A 23,416-nucleotide genomic window follows, 5' to 3' on the forward strand; every position below is an offset into this window, starting at 1 on the left:
CCGCTCGCGTAAACTCGGGCCATGCTCAACCACGCCGACCTGCCCGACGATATCGACGCCTTGAAGGCGCTGCTGCTAGCGAGCGAACGTCGTGTTCAGCAGCGCGACGAGCGCGTCGCGGGACTCGAAGCACAGCTGAACACGCGCGCTGCCGAGATCGAGCATCTGAAGCTGCAGATCGCCCGGTTGCGGCGCATGCAGTTCGGCCGCAAGTCCGAGAAGCTGGACCACCAGATCGAGCAGCTCGAACTGCAGCTCGAGGACCTGCAGGCCGCCTGCGCCGAGGCCGAGCGCGACATGACGGCGGCCGATCCTGCACCACGTCAGCGGGTGCCGCGCAAGCCATTGCCGGACCACCTGCCGCGCGACGAGAAACGCTATCTTCCGCCCGGCGACGCCTGCCCGGCCTGCGGCGGTGGCTTGCGCCACTTGGGCGAGGACTTGGCCGAGCAGCTCGAGTTCGTGCCGGCCAGCTTCCGCGTGATCCGCCACGTGCGCCCGAAACTGGCGTGCGCCTGCTGCGACACCATCGTGCAGGCGCACGCACCGAGCCGGCCGATCATGCGCGGCATCGCCGGCCCCGGCCTGCTGGCGCATGTGTTGGTGGCCAAGTTCGCTGACCACATCCCGCTGTACCGGCAGTCGGTGATCTATGCCCGCGAAGGCGTCGAACTGGAACGCGCGCTGTTGGCGAACTGGGTCGGCGCCGCCAGCGCGCTGCTGCGGCCCCTGGTCGACGTGATCCGGCGCCATGTGCTGGCCGGTCGTAAACTGCACGCCGACGATACGCCGATTCCCGTACTGGCGCCGGGCAACGGTAAGACCAAGACGGCACGGTTGTGGACCTACGTGCGTGACGACAGCGCGTCCGGCGACGCCACGCCGGCGGCCGTCTGGTTTGCCTACACGCCGGACCGAAAAGGCATCCATCCGCAAACCCACTTGGCCAACTTCATTGGCGTGCTGCAGGCCGATGCCTACGCAGGTTTCAACGCGCTTTACGTCGACGGCATGATTCAGGAGGCAGCCTGCTGGGCGCACGCACGCAGAAAATTCTACGACCTGCACGTGGCTAGGCCCTCGGCCATCACCACCGAAGCGCTGCGACGAATCGCCGAACTGTATATGATCGAAGCCGAGATTCGCGGCAAACCACCGGCCGAACGGCAATTGGTGCGCCAGCAGCGAGCATGCCCGTTACTCGACGACTTCGGCAACTGGCTGCGCGCCACGCTCGAAAAACTGTCGCGCAAGTCGAACACGGCGGCGGCGATCCAGTACACGCTCAACCTGTGGCCGGCGCTGCTGCGCTACTGCGACGACGGCATCATCGAGATCGATAATTCGGCCGCTGAGCGGGCCTTGCGCGGCGTTGCCATCGGCCGCCGTAACTACCTGTTCGCCGGCGCCGACAGCGGCGGCGAGCGCGCCGCCGCGATCTACTCGTTGATCGGCACGGCCAAGCTCAACGGCGTCGACCCCGAAGCTTGGCTGCGCCATGTGCTGGCCAACATCGCCGAGCATCCCGTCAACCGGGTCGATGACTTCCTGCCCTGGAACTGCAGCTTGCCAGCAGCTCTTTGAGATCAGGCGCTTCCCAGTGGTAATGCCACCATCGATTAAATTGCCGCTCCACTCAGGACATCTTTGAGCAGACGCTTACGCTGAAACAGGTCCATGCGGACTTGAAGGAATTGGTATTCGAGGGCCTACTACAGGGGGCACCGTTCGCGAGGACCTACAGGGAGGGTCAAACTGGGAGCGCCAATCCGGCCAGCAAACGAACAATCGTGCCAAGGGCTACTTGAAGTGGCGGCCTCTATGCTAACGTGGCGCTACCGCTTGATAATGTCATTGCAGCGGCTTGAGGGAGCCTTACCGTAAAGGTACTGCCGCGCCCTTTTCCTTCGCTTGCTACGACAACAGAGCCGCCGTGCGCCTCAAGAAGGCTTTTGACGAGCGCTAAGCCAAGACCGAGCCCGCTGTTGCCGCGTCCCGAGGTAGGCTCAGCTTGTACATATAAATCGAATAGGTGCGGTAACATTTCGGCCTCAATTCCGATGCCATTGTCCGTAATCACTGCCACTACTTCCCCATCAGCGCAGTCCAACGATATGCGGATAGCGCCGCCTTTCTGGGTGTAGCGGATTGCGTTGCCCAACAGATTGCCGATGACCTGCACAAGGCGAACTGATTCTCCGTTGACCATACATGCTTCCGAAGGCATGACTACTTCGATAACATGCTGCTTATTCGAGGCCGAGCTCGTTTGTTGCTCAATGGCGTACCGGACAACGTCCCGCATGTCGACGCGTATCATATTGAGAGACATGAGACCTTGGCTGATGCGTGAGACATCCAGCAGGTCTTCCACCAAGCGAGTCATATGCATGACTTGGCGCGAGATCATCTGTGTCATTTGGTCGTGACGATTGGTTGGCAAGGTCGGCGATTCGAGCATCTGCGCCGCCATGCCGACTGCAGAAAGCGGCCCACGCAACTCATGGCTAAGGATCGCAAGGAACGCGTCTTTGCGTACGTCTGCAAGTTCTAGGATGTTGGCCCTTCTATCCAGACTAAGGTTCAGCGCCAGAATGTCAGTATGAGACAACTCTAGCGTCTCAGCCTGCAAAATCAGTTTGTCCTGTTCATCCCGCAGAGCTTCAACCGTGCTCGTCAGTTCTTTGTTCGCATCTTGAACAGCAGATAACAACACGTTGCTTGGTAGCTCTTCAAGCTGTCTGGCGAAGTCTTCAATAGCTTGTGGGGTCAAGCGTGGACGATCTTGCGGCAATGGCATTCGCATAACGATCATGCGTGCGCCTTCTTTATCAGTAAACACATCGCATTGATGGATCAAACGCCGGACACCGACCGTGTCATCAAGTTCACTAACTTGTGCAACTGGTTCCACGACTGACACCAGAAGAGTCTGAAGTAGTAGGTCCTCTAACGCGAAATGCACGGCACCGGTGCCAAGATGCTTGATAGTATTGCGGGTGAGTTCCGAGACGGCCGTAGAAATGCGTGACTGATCACTCTGCGACAAACCAACCACGTGAGCAATCTGACGCGCACGCTTACGCGCATCGATGATGTCCATGTCTGTGCCAACTGCCACAGTTATGATCGGATATAGCATACGAAGTTTTCCATTGCTCAACTTTGGGAATATACAGGCATAGTGATTTCCGTGGGGAACATATCCGGAAATATAATTCCAAAGAGTTTCCGAGCGGCTCGCAACCTCGCTCATTCACCTTCGCTTATTCTCATTGGGTGTCTTTGTAAGCGGGTCACACAGAAGCGTCAGCATGACGGCGGCTAAGGTCATCCCGACGCCAGTCTAGCCTTTGAGTAGCGGGGACAGTCGGGCCTGGGCCAGCGCCACACGCTATTGGGCTGCGGCCAGTCGAACCAGCCCGTTCTAGGCGCTTGGTCAGTAGACACAGTCCATCGCGCTCCACCACAGCACCTTTATCATGGCGCTTCGCCGACCTCGGAACGGAAACAAGTGGCCGTCGAATCGATCCTCGCTCAACGCCATCCCTAGCTTGGGAGCGAACCCGCTCGGTCAGGCACACATGTCCGTGATATCTGCTGCCAGCCATATCCTGTGTCGGCGTGACGGCCGATCATGCACGCAGGCTTTTGTAAAAGGCGCAGCAGAGCGGAGTTCAGAGTGGATTGCAGCGCTTTGTGCTGATGTTTTGATCGATTCTGGCTGCACAACAATAGACACGAGCCCCGTTGATTTCGGAATTATTGTCGCGCCTGGCTAGCGGGGAGTTCGCGGGGCCATTTGAACATAATGTTTGCGTTACGCGATGAGCTTGCGCCAAGGTTCGATACCTATACGCCAGGCTCACACGCGGACAGCGCCAGGCTTCACTTGAACTAGCGGAAGTTGGAGATGTTAATTTGCAGCGAAATATGACCCAGTTTGCCGCATAATTTGCAAACGAATCTGACCCACGTTTAAGACACAATCCTGCTCACGAATTTGAGTGGGGAATCGGAGTGATCGACGTGGCATTACTAGGCATTATTCGACGCTGGCACATTCGCGACCAGGTCCCATTGAGAGAGATCGCCAGGCGTTTGGGCATCTCCAGAAACACCGTCCGACGCTACCTGCGCTCGGAAACCATAGAGCCAGCCTACGCTGAGCGGAAATCCACCCGTGCCATCGACAAATACGCGTTTCAACTTTCAGCCCTCCTCAAGACCGAGGCGGCCAAGTCGCGCAAGCAGCGGCGCACGCTGAAACAGATCCATGAAGACTTGAAGGAATTGGGATTCGAGGGGTCCTACGACAGGGTCGCGGCGTTCGCGAGGACCTGGAGGGAGGGTCAAACTGAGAGGGTCAATCCGGCCAGCAAACGAACAATCAGCAAACTCTATGAAAAAACGAGCCTGGTCATCACGACCAACTTGGGATTCTCGGAATGGGGTTCTGTGTTTGGCGACGCCAAGATGACGACAGCGCTGCTCGACCGCCTCACCCACCATTGTCACATCATCGAGACCGGCAACGACAGCTATCGATTCAAGAACAGTTCAACCCAACAGGCAGGAAAGGAGGTCACTCACAACTTAGCCCCCACATAACCCCGAAGAGGTAATCGAAGAGCGGGTCAGTATTCGATGCAAATCACGGGTCAGAATCAAACGCAAACTAACACATAGCCGCCTACGAGGCGGCTTTGGCGTTGAGAGGGTTGGGCATTGCTCATCGTACGGCTTCAGAACGGGACGCACGAAGTGTCTGCGACAAGCTGCTCAACAGCTTGAGCGCGCCGTCGATATCGAGTTCCTCAAACCGGTCGATGATCGCTGTAGCGCTAGCGGCAGGCGGCTCGCCCTCCAGGGCGTCGGCCAACTTCTCCAGGAGTGGGATGGCGGCATAATCGCCGTTTTCTAGCAATGGCGCAATGCGTAGCACCAGCGTTAATGCCACATCGCTCGACCCGGCATCTTGCGCGGATACCTCGGATCGTGAAGCGACAAAACATGACAACTCGTCGAGCACCAACGCCATGTCGGCCAAAAAAGCCGCCATCAGCGCGATAGTCTCCTTTTCGGCGGCCGCGTGTGTCGTTTGCTCCAGCGCGGCTGCGCTGGCGGCCAGGCCGCGCGCACAAAAGTATGACGCGGCACCTTTTATCATATGCGCAATGCGGCCGACTTCGGCGTAGTCGCCGGCCTGATGAAAAGCTGCAATAGTCTGCGGCACGGCCGCATAGTCACGCAGGAAGGCCTGCGCCGTGCGTAGCAGCAGCGCGTGATTGCCACCCAGGAGCTTGCATGCACAGGAAAGGTCTACGCCTGCCAGCTTCGGAAGTTCCGGTATGACCATGTTTGTCTCTGTCGCAGTTGCAGAGGACATGGTGTCGGGCAGACTCATGCGGTCACTCGTCGCGTCATCATGCATCCAGTGCCAACGCTTCGGACTTGCGCCACAGCACGCGGTTACGGCCCTCCCCTTTGGCACGATAAAGATGCTGGTCTGCCACGGCCAGCAGCGCCTCCATCGTTTCCCTCTGTCCGGGCACACGCGTTGCGCCGCCTACGCTGATGGTGATGGTCGGCGCGCATACCGATCCGTCGTGCTGGATCGCCAGCGCTTCAATCCCTTCGCGAATGCGCTCGGCGATGCGCATCGCTGCTGGCCAGGCCGTTTCCGGTAGCACAAGGACAAATTCCTCGCCGCCGTAGCGCGCAGCAAGATCGGCAGGCCGGCGCAAGTTGGCGCTCAAGATCCGGCTCACTTCACGCAGCACCTGGTCTCCCATCGCATGGCCGTATTGGTCGTTGTATTGCTTGAAGCAGTCAACGTCAAGCAGCATCAGCGACAGCGTTGTGCCGTTGCGCTGAGCCCGGCTCCATTCTGCGGCGAAGTATTCGTCGAAGCGGCGACGGTTTGGTAGTTCAGTCAGGCCGTCGACACGGGCCTGGACTTCCAACAGCGTGCGCTGCCGTGCCAATTGAAGGTGAATCGCTACCCGGGCCTTCACCACGGCTGGACTGAACGGTTTAGAGATATAGTCGGATGCGCCGATGCTCAAGCCCAGCGCCTCGTCGGTTGTGCTGTCAAGGCCGGTAATGAAGACGACCGGGATATGCGCCGTGCGCGGCTCGGCCTTCAGGCGGCGCAGAACTTCATGCCCATCCAGCCCGGCCATCATGACGTCCAGCAGTATCAGGGCCGGCTGGTGGCGTGCGGCCCATTCCACCACATTGCGGCCATTCTTGGCGACTGTAATGGTACACAGCGACTGCAACAAGTCGGCCAGCACTTCACGGTTGATCGCGTCGTCGTCGACAATCAGCACGCGTTGCAGTTCCGGGAGGTCGCCTCCCCTGCCGTCATGCGCGCCATCGTCATCACTCACTGCCATCGGCTGTGGTGCTGACGTGGACGCAAGCGAGCTCGGGGCGATGTCCATCAGCGCCGCTACCAGTGGCCCCAGCAACTCCGCAACCGCGACGCGCAGCTGGCGCACCTCCTCGTCGTGGCCGTCGTGCAACGCTTGCTCCAGCGCGTCGCAGGCGGTGGCCAACGGCATTGCGCCTATGTATTCGGCCGACGATTTCAAGGTGTGGGCAAAGCGGCGTAAGGCACCGCCGGCCAACGCGCCTTCACTGGTGAGCAAGGTCTGCGCCTCACCGTCGTATTCGTTTTTAAAGCGGCCTACAACCTTGCTGAGTAATTCCGGGTTGTGTCCGACACGGCTCAAGGCGAGCTGCCAATCGATGCCGGCAATAGGCGGCAGGCTGCTAGCCAGGACATCGCCTGGGCCATTGACAGGCATGTCAGCAGCCACGCGTGCCGCACGCGGCGCGATCCAGCGCAGCAATGTGTTCATCAGCAAGGCTGGATCGATCGGCTTGGTCAGATGGTCGTTCATGCCAGCCGCCATGCTGGCAGCATGGTCGCCGCTCATCGCATGGGCCGTCATGGCGATGATCGGCAGACTGTCGTGATTGGCCATTGCACGGATGGCGCGTGTCGCCGTCAGGCCATCCATGACCGGCATCTGTATGTCCATCAACACCAGATCATAGCGCGCCGCCTGCACCATCTGCACGGCCTGAGCACCGTCCAGTGCGACGTCGACGGTGATCGGTGCGTCGGCCAGGAAGTCCAGCGCCACATCACGGTTGATGGCGTTGTCCTCAACCAGCAGGACGCGCGCGCCAGCCAGGCTGGATAAGTCGCGCCCGCCGGCCGTCCGGACGTGGGCCACGCGCTCACTGCCTTCGGACGGCCTCAAAATATCCAGCAGGCTGTCATAGAGTAGCGACGGGATCACCGGCTTGATCAGGAAGCCGTCCAGACCGGCGTCATCGACTTCGTGCAGTACGTCCTCACGAGCATAGGCGCTCACCATCAGGATCGCCGGCATCGCTGTGATGCGATCGTCGCTGCGGATCCGCCGTGCGGTTTCAATGCCGTCCCAGATTGGCATGCGCCAGTCCATCAGCACCAGGTCGAACGGCGTGCCATTCGCACTTGCTGCCAGCAATAATTCCATCGCAACCGGGCCAGACTCGGCGCTGCCGATTTCGCCTATGCCGAAGGATGTGAGTATGCTGCATAGCACTTCGCGGGAGGCGGCGCTGTCGTCGACCACCAGAACACGATGCGGACCAAGCGGCGCTTGCCCCTTCTGCGACGGCGCAATGCCCAGGTCGATCATGAAGCTAAAGCGGCTGCCGATGCCAGCCGTACTCTCGACGGCGATGTCGCCCCCCATCAACGCCACCAGTTGACGTGAAATCGCCAATCCCAGGCCAGTGCCTCCGTATTTGCGGGTAATCGAGCTATCGACCTGTGAGAACGACTGGAACAGGCCAGCGAGTTGCAGCTCGGTCATGCCGATGCCGGTATCGCTCACAGCAAAGCGCAATGTCGCGCCGGTCTCGCGCCGTTCGATCAGCTCGACGCTGACGACGATCTCGCCGCGCTCGGTAAACTTGGCGGCGTTACCGGTCAGGTTGAGCAGCACCTGTCCCAGCCGCAAGGGATCGCCCACCAGTTCGCGCGGCACATCCGGTGCGATGCTGAAAATGACTTCGACACCTTTCTCTTCGGTCTTGTGGGCGATCAGGCCGGCAAGGTTGCCGAAGATTTCGTCAAGCTGGAAAGGTACGCTTTCCAGATCCAGTTTGCGCGCTTCTATCTTGGAAAAATCAAGGATGTCATTGACGATGCCTAGCAGGTTTTCACCTGACCACAACATTTTTTCCAGGTAGCCGCGCTGTTTGCTGTCAAGTTCAGTGCGCAGCGTCAGCCTGGACAAACCGATCAACGCATTCATCGGGGTGCGGATTTCGTGGCTCATATTGGCCAGGAACTCGCTCTTGGCAAGCGACGCGGAGACAGCTTCGGAACGGGCGCGTTCGATGAGTTCCAACGCGCGCACCTTCTGGAAGGCTGATACAAAATGCTCCTTCAGGCCCTTCAGCAATTCCTGGTTGCTTTCGTCGATGACCATGCTGTCGTAGCGGCTCACGAACACCAGGTAGCCTTCGACTTGTTGATCGACCAGGATACGCATCGCCAGTTGTGCGCCCCGCTCCGCGCCCTCGCCGTGGCTGAGGAAGATGTCGTCGGCAATGGCGCCGCTCGATGGCGCGTAGCATGACGCCGCCTGCTCGGCAGTCAACGCTGGCACATCCACGGCGACGCCGTCGCGACGCCACGATGCGCGGACAGTAAAGTCACCGTTATCCTTGTCGCGCACGAGCGCAAAAGCGGTGTCGACGCCTTCGATGATGGTGCCTTCGCGCAACATGGCATCAAGCAGCGCGTCAAAGTCGACATGTTCGTTGACCGACCTGACGATAGCGTTGAGTTTTTCCAGATGCTGCGTACGCGACAATACGCGCTCTTCCAGCACCTGCGTGGCATGTTTCAGTTTGCGCACCCGCCACGAATAGACGGCCCAGACCAGCAAGCTGGCCGCGAAGGCATAGCCCAGCCGCGCCCACCACGTCTGGTACCAGGCCGGCAGGACCGACACCGGCAGCGCCAGTTCCCGATCACTCCACTGACCGACGCGGTTCGAGCCGCGCACCTCCAATCGGTACTGGCCAGGCGGCAGGCTGGTGTAGGCAGCAACGCGCCGCGTGGCGTCCATCTCTATCCAGCCGCGATCATAACCTTCGAGCCGATAGCGGTAGCGGTTCTGCGCCGGAGCGGAAAAGTCCAATGCGGCGAATTCGACCTCGAACCCTTGCACATCCGGCGGCACCATCAGCGGCACGTTGGCAGCGCGCAAGCGGCCTGGCGGGACCGACAAGGTGCCCAGGCGGATCGCGCTCACCGCCACCGGCGCCTGCCAGTTCCAGGTAGCGATCTGGTCCGGGTGGATGGCGCTTAAGCCACCGGTGCCGCCGAACACAACATCGCCGTCAAGCGTCAGCGCGGCGGCGCCGACGTAATAGGCGCGGATGGCCAGCCCGTCGGCACGATTCAGGGTGCGGACACGCAGGCTGGCGACATCGGCCATGGCGATGCCATCCACGGTGCTGATCCAGACGCGGCCCTGCGCGTCCGTCTGCAGGCCACAGGCGTTCATATTGCTCAGGCCGTCGGCGATGCCGATGCGGCGCCACTGCGGCTTGCCGGCCGCGCTGCGCCCGGTCATCACGTTGACACCGCCGCCGCTGCGCAGCGCCACCCAGAGCCGCCCCTGGGAGTCCAGCGCCAGGCCCGAGACAAATCCCGCCGATAACGCCTCGGGGTTGCCGGCCTCGAAGGGAATCCGCTCAATGGCGCCGCTGGCGGTGTCCAGCAGATTCAAGCCATTGCGGGTGCCCACCCAAAGTTTGCCACCTGGCACCAGCAGCAGCGATTCGATGCGGTTATCGGTCAGGCCGACGTCCTTGCCGGCGCCCTGCGTATAGCTTTTCAACGCGCCGGTGAGCGGCTCGTAGCGTAGCAGTCCGTTGGTCGTTCCCAGCCACACGGTATCGCCGTCAACGACGACACGTGACACACGCGGATATTTGTCCGGCTGCGGCAACGCCACGCGCCGTACCCGGCTGCCATCGGCATCGGCCCGGTAAAGACCGAGCTGGGTGCCGATCCAGACATCGCCGTTCTGTCCAGGCCCTTGCGCCATGGACAGGGTCAGGCGAGCGGACAGCGTGCTGTCAGGTTTGTTGAGGTCGGCACGCATGGCGGCGCGGCGGCTACCATCCGGCTCAATAATGTCAATTCCGCGATCTGCCAGTGCCACCCATAAGCGATTTCGCTGGTCGGTCATGACAGCCGTGACGTCGGCGTCCGGTTGCCCGATGCCGCCGTAGACTGTATGCACCGCGCTAGTGAGCGGATCGTAGCGGTCCAGGCTGCGCTCGGTGCTGACCCACATCAAGCCGCTGCGGTCGCGTAGCAATGCAGCGGTCCGGTCATGGCCGAGGCTGGCCGCGACTTGCGCCTGGTGACGAATATGGCGTACCGCACCGGTGTCCGGCGCGTATTCGGTGACACCACCGCCGTAGCTGGCGATCCACAATACACCCGGACGGAGTTCCACGATCGACAGCACCATGTTATCGCGCAATTCCGGGGCGGCGGCGAGCGGCAGCAGATTGCCCGCCGCCGCCCCAGGTTCGACCACACCGATGCCGCTCTTCAGCGTGCCAAATATTATGCGGCCGCGGCTATCCTCGTTCAGCGCAAGGACAGTACCCGACCAGGCGCCGCCGTCAGGACCGTTGACGAGTACCGCTGACAGCTTGCCGGTGGCGGCGTCCAGCCGCGAGAGGCCGGTGGCCGAACCGATCCAAAGATTGCCGTGGCGGTCGATACGCAGCGTCCGGATCTGGTTGTCCCGCAGGCCATCTTGAGACTTGGCGGCTGCACGGTGGTGAGTGATGGCGCCGCTGGCAGGGTCGAGATAATCGAGACCGCCGGCAGTGCCGATCCAAACGCCGCCGCGCGCGTCACCCGCGATAGCCGCCACAGAGACATGGCTTAAACCATGGGTGCCGGGCTGGTAGCGGACGAAGCGTTCCTCCTTGGGGTCGTATAGCGCAAGTCCTCCGAAGGCAGTGCCTATCCATAAACGGCCCAAAGGATCGCGATGGGTGGTCTGGACGAAATCGCCGGGCAGCGAAGCGGCGTTCGCCGCATCGTGTTTGAACACACGCATGCGGTAGCCGTCCCATCGCGCCAGGCCGCCCTGCGTGCCCAGCCAGATAAAGCCATCGTCATCCTGCTCCATGGACATGACAATGGGATCCGGCAGACCTTGGTCGACCCCGAGATGTTCGAAATGGGCACTGGACAGCTTGTCCCAGCGATCCACAGCGATTTGCCCCGCACTGGCCGAGACTGTTCCCGACACGAACCACGCCATCATCAGCATGAGCAGCCAGCGAGCGGAGCGTTGGCTCATGCGAGCACCGGGGTGGTGGGATGGGTGGAGCGAATGAGCATTTTGCAGACGTGCAGTCAGTACAGGGGCGGAAGTTCTCCAATTGCCGACCTGGAGAACCTCCGCAACGGGAAGCGTGGAGAATGCGTCAGACGGTGCCGGCCAGCAGGAACAGCGCCATTGCAACCGGGCTACCCAGTTTTTCCTGCATGGCGACACGGTTGGCTTGGACCACTTCCTTGGAAGGCAAGGTGCGCAGGTCCGGAATGTCGCCGGCACCAGCATTGATGCCGATACCTGCCAGAGTCTCGGCAGGCTGTGCTAGCAATTTGGCCCGAAAATCATCGTCATTGGCGAGCTTGTCCAAAAGAACGTTAACGGCGTCGGAGGAATGCGATGGCAGGTTCATGTAAAGCAGCCTTTCGATTGACAGTGGTTGAGGTGTGTATTCCGGGAATTATTCTACGTTACAATAGTACCTTAGTCATAACATATTTTAACTTAAAGCACGATCAAGGAACCAGCCCATGTTACTCAGACGCTGCGCGATTTTGTATATAGAACCTCGCGACGACCTCCAGCTTGACCTGCGGGTCCTGTTTTCAGGAACCAATGCGCTGGATTCCTCGGTTCGCTGGGTGGCGCTGGCGCCCCACATCGGCCGCGAGCTCGATATCAGCGATGATGAGATGCTGGCACTGGGCAAGATCGGCGCTGCGTTGTGGGTGGAGCGCGCAGACTGCGAACAGCGCCACAGCAAGGAAGTCATTGCCCGGCTGCTTGAGTTGGGATTACTGATAGCAAATGGCGGCGAAGCCGGTGAGCCCAAGCAGCTAGCCGCCACACGCGACCGCGATGAAGCATTACGGGCGCAGCACTGGCATTCGCTGGCAGCGCTGACGCACACATTTACGCGCTGGGAAGACGTCTGTGCGGAAACCGGCACCAGATTCCCCAGCTTCGACCTGTTGCAGGCCGAATACGGCCCTCCCCCGCCGACCACGCTGGAGTTCGACACAGCGGACGACAATGTCGTGTTGCCGGCAGCGGCCGAAGGACCGCTCGACAGCGCGCTGTTGAACCGGTATACCTGCCGCAATTTTGACCCTGAAGCCAGCTTGCCGCTGGCCTTGGCGGCGCGGCTGCTGCAACGCACCTTCGGCGCACAGGAGCAACGCCTGATGTCACCAACGGCGTCGGCGCCCGGAGCGATGGCGCTGAAGAAGACCAGTCCGTCCGGAGGCAGCTTGCATCCCATGGAAGCCTATGTACTTGTTCAACGGGTCGATGGCGTCAAGCCTGGGCTATATCACTATCACCCGGTGCGTCATGTACTACAGCCGCTCCGCATGCTGGAGGCCGAGCAGGCCTACCAGCTGGCGTTCGATGCGGTCGCCAACCAGCACTGGTTCGCCAACGCGCCGATGCTGGTGGTGATGGCCGCGCGCGTTGAGCGCAATTTCTGGAAATACCGCAAGCACGCCAAGTCCTACCGCGCGCTGACGCTGGACGCTGGACACCTGTCGCAAACGTTTTACCTGCTTGCTGCGGAGGCGGGTGTTTCCGCTTTCATTACCGCCGCGATCAACGAGATCAAGGTCGAACAGGCCCTTGATCTGGACCCGTTGAAGCATGCTGTCATCGCTATCTGTGGCTGCGGCTTCGCGGCTGCGGAAAAAACGATGGTGGAATTCCGTCAGGGCGATCTCACCGGCTGGTAAGGAATCAACATTGGAGCTATGCATGGGAGCTGGTTTTTACTGGATTAACGAGCCGCGCCAATGGCGTCGCGACGACGATCTGTTATCGGTCACGACCGATGAAAAGACCGACTTCTGGAAGGAGACCTGGTACGGCTTTGAACGCTTCTCCGGGCATTTCTTCGGCGCTGATGTCACTGGCGACTTCAGCTTCCAGGTAAAAGTCCGCGCGGATTTCAAGGAACTGTATGACCAGGCCGGCATCATGCTTGTGGTGGACGAAAACCACTGGCTCAAAGCAGGCATTGAATTCAACGACGGCGCTCCGGCAATCGGCAGCGTGCTGACGCTACAGCATTCGGACTGGGCCACGGGCGTTTTCCCCGGCAACGCCAGCGAATTCTGGATGCGGCTGACACGCAAAGGCGACGCTTTGCGCCTGCAATATTCGGCTGACGGCAAAATCTGGCCCCTGCTTCGCCTCGCGCATTTTCCCACTGTCGAAAAATGCGCGGTTGGTGTCATGTGCTGCACGCCCGAACGCGGCGGCCTGTCCGTGATCTTCGAAGACTTCCAGCTGACGTCTGCCCTGGAAAAGGATCTGCACGATCTATCCTGATTTGCCTATGCAAGCTAAAATTATCGTCACGCGTTACCTTAAAAGGAACACATGAAACAAGCGGCGGCTAACAAGACCCTGGAATTGGAGATGCCCGGTGCAAAACGCGGCCGTGGGCGGCCCGCCACCGGCAACGCCATGAGTAGCGCGGAGCGGCAAAAAGCCTATCGCGACCGCAAGCGTGAAGAAAAGCACGCCATCGTCATTTCCCGTAACGCGTCACAGGAAATTCCGCCAGACGACGGTTCCCCGCGCCGCCTGATCGCTGAACTGGATAGAGCGCATAAAACCGTCGAACAATTGCGGCGGGAGAACGCCTTGTTATTGGCAGAGCTGAACGCATTGAAACAAAGGCTAAAATCGTAACGCGTTACTTTAATTTTCTTCCAGCCATGACCCGCCCAGGCCTGCTGATCTCCTGATTTACAAGCTGGCTTCAAGAATGCGGCGGCTGAGCGACAAGTTCACTTCCTGTCGCTCGCCCATTGCCGCGCGCACTCCCGCCAGCGTACCGGCTCAGCCACGCGTCGCGCCGGCCAGTTGGCGGCGGGCGTCGATTGCGCCATCAAACACGCGCTTGGCATGGCCGCGCACCTGCACGAATTCCAGCTGTTCGCCTTCCGGCCCCTTGGCGTAGATCAGCGTCCAGCCGTCCGATTGGCCGCTGGTGATGCGGTTGGTCATGCTGCTCAGCGGTGCGTTCAGGCGTTCCTGCTCGCTGCGCGAGGCGATGATGCGGTTGGCCTTGACGTTGCTCATGCCGCGCTTGGCCGACTCGGTTTCCAGGTCGCGCACGAATTGGTTGAAATCCACGTCATCACTGATGTAGAAGCAGATGTGCATCGAGCGCGGGAAAGCCGGGCTGGTGTGTTCATTCGGCGGTGCGAAGCTGTCGCCGCTGCCTTGCGGCTGGCTGCTGTCGCGGTACTGCAGCAGTTCGATGACGACATTGTCAAACTGGATAAAGCGCACGTCGAGGCGCTGGGCGCCGCCGCGCAGGTCGGGCACGCCCAGTGTACGTGGATTGACGTGACGGTCCTTGGCGCCGAGTTCTTCCGTCAGCAGCAGCGTGTTGTGGATGATCTCACCCTGGAAGTCGCCGTCGCGCATGATTTCGGTGCCGCCCAGCACCTGGGTGTAGGACTCGTAGGCGCGATCCATATTCTGCACCGTCAGGCCGAAGTGCTGCACACCTTGCAGGCGGGCGCCGAGTGCGCTCTTGGTGGCTCCCTGAGCCAGCGCCGCGCCGGAAACGCCGGGTGCAGCCGATGCGGCCAGGCCGCCCAGGGCTACAGCGCCGGCCTGGCGCATCAGTTCGCGGCGGCCTGGGTTGTTCAGATCGTTGATGTCATTCATTTATTGCCTGCAAGCCACCGTACAAGTGCAGCGCGGCGAGGCGGAGGCGCTGTTCCAGCTGTCGAGCGCGGTCAAGCATTTGCAGGAAGTGGGCTATCGCCCGCGCCTGGCCTGCCATCTGGCCAAGCTGGCGACAGTGCTGAACCTCAAGGGCCAGCGCGACGCCGGCCTGGAGCTGGTCGAACACGCGCTATCGCTGTGTGATGCCGGCCAGGAACGCGGGTGCCAGGCCGAGATGTTGCGTATCAAGGGCATGTTGCTGGAGCCGGTGGACGAGGCAGCGGCCGAAGCCTTGTACCGCCGCTCGATCGAGGTTGCCGAGTCGCAGGGCGCGTTGTCGTGGCAATTGCGCACCATGAATAATCTGTCGCGTTTGATGACGCGCCAGGGCCACGCAGCCGATGGCCGGCGCTTGCTGCTGGATGTCTACAACCAGTTCGATGAGGGTTTCGACACCTCCGACCTACCCGAAGCCCGCGCCCTGCTGGATCAGCCCAGCGCCGGATAGTCGATATAGCCGCCTGCGCCGCCACCGTAGAAGGTGTTGCGGTCTGCCTCGGCCAGCGGCGCGCTGCGGCGCAGGCGCTCGACCAGGTCCGGATTGGAAATGAACGGCCGGCCGAATGCAACCATGTCGGCGTGGCCGTTGTCGACAGCGTCGATGGCCATCTGGCGGTCATAGCTGTTGTTGGCGATGTATTTGCCGCCAAACGCGGCGTGCAGCTTCTTGAAGTCGAAATCGCCGGCGCCATTGTCGCCGCGCGTCTGGCCCTCGACGCAATGCAGATAGGCCAGGCCCAGCTTGCCCAGCTGTTCGGCCAGATAGAAGTAGGTGCCTTCCGGGTCGCTGTCCAGCGGCGTGTCGCCAACGGCGCGGGTGATCGGCGACAGGCGCACGCCGACCCGTTCCGCGCCCCATACTTCCGCCACAGCGGTGATGACTTCGATCGGGAAACGGCTGCGATTCTGTACCGGGCCGCCATATTCGTCGCTGCGCTGGTTGGTGCTGTCGCGGATAAACTGTTCCAGCAGATAGCAGTTGGCGGCGTGGACTTCAACGCCATCGAAGCCGGCATCCTTGGCGCACTCGGCGGCGTGGCGATAGTCGGCGATCAGACGGCCGATTTCGGCCGTTTCCAGCGCGCGCGGCATCGATGGGCGGTCGAAACCTTCGCTTTCAAGGAAAACCTGTTCATTGGCCTGGATGGCCGATGGCGCCACCGGCGCGACGCCGTTGGCCTGCAAACTGACGTGTGACATACGGCCGACGTGCCACAGCTGGCAGACGATCTTGCCGCCGGCGGCGTGCACGGCATCGGTGACGCGACGCCATGCGGCCACCTGCTCGGCGGTGTAGATGCCGGGAGTGAAGGCGTAGCCACGCCCTTCGCGCGAGATATTGGTGGCTTCGCTGATAATCAGGCCGGCGCTGGCGCGTTGCCTGTAATATTCAACGGCCAATTCGGAATGGACACCGTCCATATCGGCGCGCGAGCGGGTCAGCGGGGCCATGGCCACGCGGTTGGCGACGTCGATGGCGCCGATGCTGGCATTGGCGAATAACTGGGCTTGCGATGGGGTAGACATGGTTTCAATTCCTCATAAATGGTTGATGAAGAACAGCCTAACAGCCCCGTCCCGCCGCCGGGGTTAAACCTTGTAAAGCGGATGGCACATCGCCGATTAACCAATCTTTACCGGGGCGCCAGCGCGTCGCGCAGCAGGCTGGGCACGAGTCCGGTCCAGCGCTTGAACGAGCGGCGGAAGTTGGTGGCGTCGTGGAAACCGAGGTATTGCGCTACCGCTTCGTTGTCATAGCCGCGCATCTGGAACAGCTGCATCGCCACGTGCGCCCTTACCCGGTCCAGCTCGGCCTGGAAATGGCTGCCGTGGCGGGCCAGATGGCGTTTCAGCGTCGCCGGGCTGGTGCCGAAAGCGGCGGCACTGCCTTCCAGCGTCGGTCCCATGCGGATATTTTCCAGCAGATAATCGTATAAGGCGGTCAGCAGGCTGGGCGTCAGGGCTGACGCTTCGCTTGCCATGCCCTGCATTGCCACCGACGCCGCCATCGCGTTGCCGCGCGGCCAAGGCCGGTCCAGCCATTGTGGATCGATCAACATCGCATCCAGATGGCAGTTGAAGCGCAGGTCGCTGCCCAGGTGGACTTCGTGCTGCTCCACGTGCGCCGGTGCGCTGCGGTTGATGCAGTAACGCCATGGCAGCCGTTCGCCGCTGAGCCAGCGGCACATTGCCGTTACCGCCGTCATGTGCATTTCCACCAGTGCCGGCAACTGGCTGGGGGCGCCAAAACTGTCGGTCCAGTACAGCACGGCCAGGCCGCCTTCCTCGCGCAGCCGGGGTGTCAGCAGCGGGCATAGCCGGGCGTGGCCGGCGCACAGGATTTCCAGCGCCTGGCGCAGATTCTGCCCTTGCAGCAATGCATGGCTGAGAGCGCCGTAGTGGCCAGGCAGCATCTGCTGGCCCAGCATGAAGCTGCTGTCGGCGCTGTCCAGCGCGCGCATGATATTGGCCAGCAGTTGCAGATATTCCTGTGGCGTCAGCAGCGTATCGGCGGCCGGCATGTCCCAGCCTTGCAGGCCGCTGCCGCCCAGCAGCTGCTTGCCTTCGTGATGCAGGTCATGGCTGCATGCATAGTCGAGCACCAGCGCCGGCTGGTGCTGCGCCGGGATGAATCGGTCGCCGTTTTGCCGGTAGGCGATCACGCCACCGCCCCGGCCGCGCGCTCTTCGGCTTGCAGGGATAATTCCCGGCTTAGTTGCGCCAGCAGCACGTCGGGTGCCGCATCGGCCAGTGCGCTGGCATGGCGCACGGTGATGTGGACGCGGCCGTGTTTGGCGTAGTGCCGCATCTGGCCGACCATGGTGGACAGGTGGCGCGCCAGCGCGTCGGCCTCGGCGGCGCTGGTATCCGGCATCAACAGTGCGAAGCGGTCGCCGGCGTAGCGGCACAGCAGGTCGTCGTTGCGCAGGTTCAGCAGCAGCATGTGGCCAACCGCCTGCAACACGCGGTCGCCCTCGCGCTGGCCGAATTCGCGGTTAATCAGGTGGAATCCATCGATATCCAGCAGCACCAGCGCGCAAGGATGGGATGGGCGGTGCGACTGTTCATGCTGGATCTGGCGGCGCAGGTAGTCGGCGTTGGCCAGCTGGGTGATGCGGTCGAACGCGCGGTGATCGCGGAACAGCCGCTCACGCTTCTGCAAGTGCTCGTTGAGGCGGAACTGTTCATGGCGCCAGTAATACATGCCGCAGGTGACGAACAGCATGCCCAGGGGCACCAGCGCTTCCAGCCAATGATCCCAGCGCGCGGTTTTGCTGATGGCGTAGAACTCGTCCATGCAGTCGGCAAATGAGCCGATCATGATCATCGCCAGGCCGCCCGCCAGCAGCCGCGTCACCAGGCCGCCCGGCCGGCTGCTCAGCGTGAACAGCACCCAGCTGCCAGCCATGACAGCGGTGCCGCCTTCGCTGACGATGTCGGTCCACTTCCAGAGGGCAAATGGCTTGGCCACGCCCAGCGTCGAATACAGGAACACGCAGGCGACCAAAGCCAGGCCGGAGACGATCAGCGTAAAGCGGTGTAATTGGAGCATAGGTATGAGATCAGGCTTGGTGAGTGCGGGCGCAGCATAGCCCTCGTTTGTGACCGCGCTGTGACAATCCACCGGATTGGCGAATTTCCAACACTCGCGGCCAGACAGGTGCAAACGGCTCACCGATATGCGCGTCTTCACAGTAATGTGCAGGCCGCCCCCGGCGCTTACCGTAGCGCCGCAGGTCATTCAAGCTCATTTCGGCTGTCCGTCCGACATTTCAGGCGGCAAGTGCAGTTGCCTGTCACGCAATTGAAATATTGGCTACCTAAAATCCGCCCCGTTCTCCCTTTCACTCACGGTAACCATGAAAATGACTGCACAGAAGAATTCGACTCCCCGCCTGTCGGCGTTGACCATCGGCGTGTTGGCCATGCTGGCCGGCGCCACCCACGCCGCCGCCCAGACCGGCGCGCAAGCCGACGCCGGCAATGCCGCCGCCGCATCGCTGGCCGCCAGCGCCAACAGCGTGGTCGTCAGCGGCCAGCGCTCCAGCCTGCGCAACGCCATCGCGGCGCAGGAAAAAGCCGACAATATCGTCAGCGTCATCAGCAGCGATGATATCGGTGGCCTGCCGGATAAAAACGCCGCCGAGGCGCTGGCACGCCTGCCGGGCGTGTCGGTTCAGCGCGACCAGGGCGAAGGCCGCTACGTCAGCGTGCGTGGCCTGGGCCCTGACCTGAATGCAGTCACCATCAACGGCGCGCTGGTGCCGTCGCCGGAAGCCGGTCGCCGCGCCGTGGCGCTGGATGTGCTGCCAGCCGGCCTGATCCGTTCGCTGGAAGTCAGCAAGACACTGACGCCGGACCAGGACGCCAACTCGCTGGGCGGCACCGTGGAAGTAAAAACCCTGTCCGCCTTCGACCTGCCGGGCAAGCTGCTGTCGGGCTCGATCGGCGCAAGCCGCGACCAGAACATCGGCAAGACCAGCCCGAACGCCAGCATCCTGTTCGCCGACCGCTTCCTCGACGGCAAGCTGGGCGTCGCCGGCGGCCTGAGCTACGAGAAACGTGAATTCGGCTCGGATAACGTTGAAACCGGCGGCGCTTGGGAAGATGGCAAGCTGACCGGCGTGGAACTGCGCGATTATCTGCCAACCCGCGAACGCCGTGCCGCCGCGCTGAACCTGGATTACCGCGAGACGGACAACAGCAAGTTCTTCCTGCACAGCTTCATCAGCGATTTCAGCGACGACGAGGTACGCGACCGCCTGACCATCAGCAACATCGCCAATGACGGCCTGGCTGTTGGCGAAACCGCCTCGGCACGCGGCGAGCGTCGCCTGCGCCAGCGCAAATACACGCAGACCATCAGCTCGGTCGTGGCGGGCACCGAACAGAAATGGGACCGATGGAAGCTGGAAGTATCGGGCGGCATGAGCAAGGCCAAGGATGACGCACCGGAATCCATCAACGATGCCCGGTTCCGTGGCAAAAGCAACTTCAGCAATGTCGGCTTCACCGACACGCAAGTGCCGCGCCTGACCGGCCCGGACGCGCTGTACGACGCCAGCAACTACAAGCTGAACTCGCTGGGCCTGAAACAGAGCTACGCCGAGGACAAGGAACACCACCTCCGCTTCGACCTGGGCCGCAAGTACGAGCTGGGCGAAGGCACCGGCAAGTTCAAGTTCGGCGCCAAACTGAGCCGCCGCGAAAAAGAAAGCGACACCGAAGCCTGGTCCTACGACAGCAAACAGATCGGCAGCGCCAGCACCGCGCTGAGCGATTATGTCACCGGCAGCGAACTGGATTACAAGCTGGGCCGCATCGGCAAGGCGATAAATCCCGCCACCATCCGCCAACTGGTCGCCGGCCTGAGCCGCAAGGATGCACGGGTGCTGGTCGATTCCACCGTGGACGACTACCGCCTGAACGAAGACATCGACGCCGCCTACCTGCAACACAGCTATGACGTCGACGCCTGGCACTTGCTGGCTGGCGTGCGTGTCGAGCGCACCCGCTTTGAAGCGGCCGGCAACAACATCAACGAGGAAGACGAAACCATCGCCGCAGTCAGCCGCAAGCGCTCGTACAACAACTGGCTGCCAACGCTGCAGGCCCGCTACGATCTGGACAGCAAAACCAGCGTGCGTGCGGCCTGGACGCACTCCGTGGTCCGAGCCAACTTCGACCAGCTGAAACCGGGCATCAGCCAGGCCAGCGACACCGAGGCCACCATCGGCAACCCGGACCTGGCGCCGCTGAAATCGACCAATCTCGACCTCGGCATCGAGCGCGTGCTGGGCGAAGACGGCGCGGTATCAGCCTATGTGTTCCACAAGGACATCAAGAATTTCACCTACACCACCAATCTGGCGGGCAGCGGCGCCTGGGCTGACTACAGCTCGGCGATCACCTACGCCAATGGCGACAAGGCCAGTGTCAAGGGTATCGAACTGTCGTACACGCAGCCGCTGCGCATGTTGCCGGCGCCGTTCAACCATCTGATCATCGGCGCCAACGGCAGCCTGACCCGTTCGGATGCGAATATCGCCCGCTTCGACACCGACGCCAAGCGCATGCGTTCGCGTAGCATCAACCTGCCGGGCCAGTCGGACCGCGTGATGAACCTGATGCTGGGCTACGAAGACGGCCCGTTGAGCGCGCGTATCGCCGTCAATTACAAGTCCCCGTACCTGCTCGAACTGGGCGATGATATCCTCGACAGCAAGCAGGACCGCATCGTCGATACACAGAAGCAGGTGGACTTCTCGGCCTCGTACCAGATCAACAAACAGCTCCAACTGAATTTTGAAGCTGCCAACCTGAACAACGAGAAGTATTACACCTACCTCGGCAGCAAGGCTTACAACGCCCAGTATGAGCAATATGGCCGCACCTACAAACTGAGCCTGAAAGTGAGCCTGTTCTAATGAAGAAGTCTGTGATCACGACTATTATTCTGGCGGCGCTGGCCGCCAGCCAGGCTGTCTTGGCCGCACCAGCCCTGCCGGGACTGACCGCCCAGGCGCATGAACTGGCCGCGCTGCCGGGCGGCGGCTGGCTCAGCATCGACAAGACCGCGCTGCGCCTGCTGGACGCCAACGGCAAAGAGCGTGCCCACTTCAATGTGCGTGCCAAGCACCTGGATACCCGTCCGCTGGGTAAAAACGTGCTGGCGGTATTCGTCGACGCTAATAAGGAGGAGGCGATTCCACTGCTGGTGGATGTACAGGGTGGCACGCTGACCGCGCAAGCGCCCTTCCCTGCGCCGGCGTTCGGCATCGAATCCGCCTGCCTGTACCGCGACGCGCAGCAGCTCGATCACCTGTACCTGATCGCCAAGGACGGCCAGGCCGAGCAATGGGTGATGCAAGGCGACCAGCGCCAGCAAGTCCGCAAGCTGGCTTTGCCGCCGCACAGCAAGCATTGCCGCGCCGACGACAGCGCACACCAGTTGCTGGTCAGCGAGGAAAGCGCTGGTCTGTGGGCTTATAACGCCGATGCCGAAGGCGTACCGGGCCGCGAGGCGGTGCTGTTGAAACGTCCGTTTGGCACGCTGGAAAAAGGTGCCGGTGCGCTGGCGGTGCTGCCGGGCGGTGTCGCCGTGCTGGACGCCAAGGGCAAACAGCTGCATCTGGTACGTCGTGATGGCGGCAAATGGAGCACGGTTTCCGCCACCGACACCGGTTTCAAAGGGCCAGAACAGCTGGCCGCAAGCCTGGGCGCCGACAGCAAACTGCAACTGGCGGTAGGTGGCGAAGACGCCGGTTGGCAATTGCGTACGCCGGCATGGAGCGGCACGGCTGCGGCTGCCGGCGACGGCAAGGCTATCGTCATGGCACGTGCGCAGACCGAACCGGTCGCCCGCCAGGGGGATGCGGCGGACGATCCAGCCATCTGGCGTAATGCTGCCGATGCCACCGGTGCGCGCATCCTCGGCACCAACAAGAAGCAAGGCCTGCTAGTCTACGACCTGCAAGGCAAGCAGCTGCAATTGTTGGAAGTCGGCCGCCTGAACAACGTCGACGTGCGCCAGGACGTGACCGTCGGCGGCCGCAAGCTGGACCTGGCCGTCGCCACGCAACGCGATGAAAATAGCGTCATGCTGTTTGCCATCGATGCGCAGGGCAAGGTCAGCACCGCCGGCTCGTTCGCCACCGGACTGAAGAATATCTACGGCATGTGCTTGTATCGTCCTGCGGATGGCGGCCTGGAAGCGTTCATCAACGACAAGGATGGCACTTTCCTGCAATATCGCGTGGAATCCGATGGCAAGGCCATGACCGGCAAGCTGCTGCGCCGCTTCAAGGTCGACACGCAGCCTGAAGGCTGTGTGGTGGATGACCGCAACGACCGCCTGTTCCTCGGCGAGGAGCGTCGCGGCGTGTGGACGGTGTCGGCCAAGGGCGACGTCCCGGCCAAACTCAGCATGATCATGCCGGTCGGTCCGCAACTGGTGGCAGACGTTGAAGGCATGGGCATCTACCATGGCGACAAGGCTGACTACCTGGTGGTGTCCAGCCAGGGCGACAACAGCTACCTGATAATGGACGCCAAGGCGCCATACAAGGTGCGCGGCAGCTTCCGCGTCGGCTACAACCTGGCGGCCGGCATTGACGGCACCTCGGAAACCGACGGCCTGGAAGTCAGCTCCGCCAACTTCGGCGGCCCGTACAGCAAAGGCATGCTGGTGATTCAGGACGGCTACAAGCGCCTGCCGGACGGCCCGCAGAACTTCAAGTATGTCGCCTGGGAAGATGTCGCCAAGGCGTTGAACCTGGAATAAAGAC

General features: G+C 61.7%; 16 protein-coding genes and 3 pseudogenes. 9 read left to right on the forward strand and 10 right to left on the reverse strand.

Annotation, left to right across the window (positions count from 1 at the left end):
- The first annotated feature begins 21 nt into the window (after window positions 1–21).
- The gene (locus BLS51_RS21435; RefSeq protein WP_090188230.1) at window positions 22–1,584 is read left to right on the forward strand and encodes an IS66 family transposase; all 1,563 of its coding nucleotides are present in this window, start codon (window positions 22–24) and stop codon (window positions 1,582–1,584) included.
- 235 nt (window positions 1,585–1,819) lie between these two features.
- Here BLS51_RS21435 and BLS51_RS21440 read toward each other — a convergent pair whose 3' ends face one another.
- Complete coding sequence (locus BLS51_RS21440; protein WP_175472646.1) at window positions 1,820–3,103, reverse strand: ATP-binding protein; 1,284 nt, start codon at window positions 3,101–3,103, stop codon at window positions 1,820–1,822.
- Between the two features lie 336 nt (window positions 3,104–3,439).
- Complete coding sequence (locus BLS51_RS30645) at window positions 3,440–3,547, reverse strand: hypothetical protein (RefSeq protein WP_373994351.1); 108 nt, start codon at window positions 3,545–3,547, stop codon at window positions 3,440–3,442.
- A 482-nt stretch (window positions 3,548–4,029) separates the two neighbouring features.
- On the opposite strand from BLS51_RS30645, the pseudogene BLS51_RS30650 reads away from it, so the two are divergent.
- Window positions 4,030–4,137: pseudogene (locus BLS51_RS30650) on the forward strand (helix-turn-helix domain-containing protein); the annotation flags it as partial.
- A gap of 252 nt (window positions 4,138–4,389) precedes the next feature.
- Window positions 4,390–4,611: pseudogene (locus tag BLS51_RS29785) on the forward strand (ATP-binding protein); the annotation flags it as partial.
- A gap of 121 nt (window positions 4,612–4,732) precedes the next feature.
- Here the strand turns inward: BLS51_RS29785 and BLS51_RS21450 are convergent.
- From BLS51_RS21450 to BLS51_RS21460, 4 genes and pseudogenes are all read right to left on the reverse strand, one after another.
- Window positions 4,733–5,407 (reverse strand): Hpt domain-containing protein, encoded by a 675-nt coding sequence (locus tag BLS51_RS21450; protein WP_175472647.1) that lies wholly within the window; start codon window positions 5,405–5,407, stop codon window positions 4,733–4,735.
- Between the two features lie 19 nt (window positions 5,408–5,426).
- The gene (locus BLS51_RS21455) at window positions 5,427–10,979 is read right to left on the reverse strand and encodes a response regulator (protein ID WP_229207673.1); all 5,553 of its coding nucleotides are present in this window, start codon (window positions 10,977–10,979) and stop codon (window positions 5,427–5,429) included.
- A 225-nt stretch (window positions 10,980–11,204) separates the two neighbouring features.
- Window positions 11,205–11,414 (reverse strand): annotated as a pseudogene (locus BLS51_RS30655) (hypothetical protein); the annotation flags it as partial.
- Between the two features lie 127 nt (window positions 11,415–11,541).
- The gene (locus BLS51_RS21460) at window positions 11,542–11,802 is read right to left on the reverse strand and encodes an NHLP-related RiPP peptide (RefSeq protein WP_090188254.1); all 261 of its coding nucleotides are present in this window, start codon (window positions 11,800–11,802) and stop codon (window positions 11,542–11,544) included.
- A 118-nt stretch (window positions 11,803–11,920) separates the two neighbouring features.
- On the opposite strand from BLS51_RS21460, the gene BLS51_RS21465 reads away from it, so the two are divergent.
- The 3 genes from BLS51_RS21465 to BLS51_RS21475 are packed head-to-tail and all read left to right on the forward strand — an operon-like array spanning window position 11,921 to window position 14,078.
- Window positions 11,921–13,114 carry a putative peptide maturation dehydrogenase gene (locus tag BLS51_RS21465; protein WP_090188257.1) on the forward strand — a complete coding sequence of 398 codons (1,194 nt, stop codon included), beginning with the start codon at window positions 11,921–11,923 and terminating at the stop codon, window positions 13,112–13,114.
- 22 nt (window positions 13,115–13,136) lie between these two features.
- Complete coding sequence (locus tag BLS51_RS21470) at window positions 13,137–13,712, forward strand: DUF1349 domain-containing protein (RefSeq protein ID WP_090188262.1); 576 nt, start codon at window positions 13,137–13,139, stop codon at window positions 13,710–13,712.
- A 51-nt stretch (window positions 13,713–13,763) separates the two neighbouring features.
- On the forward strand, window positions 13,764–14,078 hold the full coding sequence (locus BLS51_RS21475) for a hypothetical protein (protein ID WP_090188267.1): 315 nt from the start codon (window positions 13,764–13,766) through the stop codon (window positions 14,076–14,078).
- 150 nt (window positions 14,079–14,228) lie between these two features.
- Here the strand turns inward: BLS51_RS21475 and BLS51_RS21480 are convergent, their stop codons facing one another.
- Complete coding sequence (locus tag BLS51_RS21480) at window positions 14,229–15,068, reverse strand: VOC family protein (RefSeq protein WP_175472648.1); 840 nt, start codon at window positions 15,066–15,068, stop codon at window positions 14,229–14,231.
- Between BLS51_RS21480 and BLS51_RS21485 the strand changes: the two genes are divergently transcribed.
- On the forward strand, window positions 15,058–15,576 hold the full coding sequence (locus tag BLS51_RS21485; protein WP_090188272.1) for a hypothetical protein: 519 nt from the start codon (window positions 15,058–15,060) through the stop codon (window positions 15,574–15,576). The two genes, BLS51_RS21480 and BLS51_RS21485, sit on opposite strands and share 11 nt — an antisense overlap.
- Here the strand turns inward: BLS51_RS21485 and BLS51_RS21490 are convergent.
- The 3 genes from BLS51_RS21490 to BLS51_RS21500 form a co-directional block, all read right to left on the reverse strand.
- The gene (locus BLS51_RS21490) at window positions 15,558–16,655 is read right to left on the reverse strand and encodes an alkene reductase (protein ID WP_090188277.1); all 1,098 of its coding nucleotides are present in this window, start codon (window positions 16,653–16,655) and stop codon (window positions 15,558–15,560) included. The genes BLS51_RS21485 and BLS51_RS21490 overlap by 19 nt on opposite strands.
- 107 nt (window positions 16,656–16,762) lie before the next feature.
- Entirely contained in the window at window positions 16,763–17,791 is a 1,029-nt protein-coding gene (locus BLS51_RS21495) for an AraC family transcriptional regulator (protein ID WP_090188281.1), read from the reverse strand.
- Window positions 17,788–18,681: a GGDEF domain-containing protein gene (locus tag BLS51_RS21500; protein ID WP_090188283.1), complete on the reverse strand. Its 894-nt coding sequence runs from the start codon at window positions 18,679–18,681 to the stop codon at window positions 17,788–17,790. The genes BLS51_RS21495 and BLS51_RS21500 overlap by 4 nt, the downstream gene beginning before the upstream one ends.
- Window positions 18,682–18,988: 307 nt before the next feature.
- Between BLS51_RS21500 and BLS51_RS21505 the strand changes: the two genes are divergently transcribed.
- Complete coding sequence (locus BLS51_RS21505) at window positions 18,989–21,556, forward strand: TonB-dependent receptor (RefSeq protein ID WP_090188286.1); 2,568 nt, start codon at window positions 18,989–18,991, stop codon at window positions 21,554–21,556.
- An 11-nt stretch (window positions 21,557–21,567) separates the two neighbouring features.
- Complete coding sequence (locus BLS51_RS21510; RefSeq protein WP_229207674.1) at window positions 21,568–23,412, forward strand: phytase; 1,845 nt, start codon at window positions 21,568–21,570, stop codon at window positions 23,410–23,412.
- Window positions 23,413–23,416: the final 4 nt, after the last annotated feature.

It is taken from the genome of Duganella sp. OV510 (assembly GCF_900100205.1).
Lineage (GTDB): Bacteria > Pseudomonadota > Gammaproteobacteria > Burkholderiales > Burkholderiaceae_D > Rugamonas.

Coding starts and splice junctions, on each gene's coding strand:
- BLS51_RS21480 (WP_175472648.1), bottom strand. CDS start 15,068: ATGAATGACATCAACGATCTGAACAACCCAGGCCGCCGCGAACTGATG.
- BLS51_RS21490 (WP_090188277.1), bottom strand. CDS start 16,655: ATGTCTACCCCATCGCAAGCCCAGTTATTCGCCAATGCCAGCATCGGC.
- BLS51_RS21505 (WP_090188286.1), top strand. CDS start 18,989: ATGAAAATGACTGCACAGAAGAATTCGACTCCCCGCCTGTCGGCGTTG.
- BLS51_RS21450 (WP_175472647.1), bottom strand. CDS start 5,407: ATGAGTCTGCCCGACACCATGTCCTCTGCAACTGCGACAGAGACAAAC.
- BLS51_RS21440 (WP_175472646.1), bottom strand. CDS start 3,103: ATGGACATCATCGATGCGCGTAAGCGTGCGCGTCAGATTGCTCACGTG.
- BLS51_RS21500 (WP_090188283.1), bottom strand. CDS start 18,681: ATGCTCCAATTACACCGCTTTACGCTGATCGTCTCCGGCCTGGCTTTG.
- BLS51_RS21465 (WP_090188257.1), top strand. CDS start 11,921: ATGTTACTCAGACGCTGCGCGATTTTGTATATAGAACCTCGCGACGAC.
- BLS51_RS21475 (WP_090188267.1), top strand. CDS start 13,764: ATGAAACAAGCGGCGGCTAACAAGACCCTGGAATTGGAGATGCCCGGT.
- BLS51_RS21460 (WP_090188254.1), bottom strand. CDS start 11,802: ATGAACCTGCCATCGCATTCCTCCGACGCCGTTAACGTTCTTTTGGAC.
- BLS51_RS30645 (WP_373994351.1), bottom strand. CDS start 3,547: ATGGCGTTGAGCGAGGATCGATTCGACGGCCACTTGTTTCCGTTCCGA.
- BLS51_RS21435 (WP_090188230.1), top strand. CDS start 22: ATGCTCAACCACGCCGACCTGCCCGACGATATCGACGCCTTGAAGGCG.
- BLS51_RS21470 (WP_090188262.1), top strand. CDS start 13,137: ATGGGAGCTGGTTTTTACTGGATTAACGAGCCGCGCCAATGGCGTCGC.
- BLS51_RS21485 (WP_090188272.1), top strand. CDS start 15,058: ATGTCATTCATTTATTGCCTGCAAGCCACCGTACAAGTGCAGCGCGGC.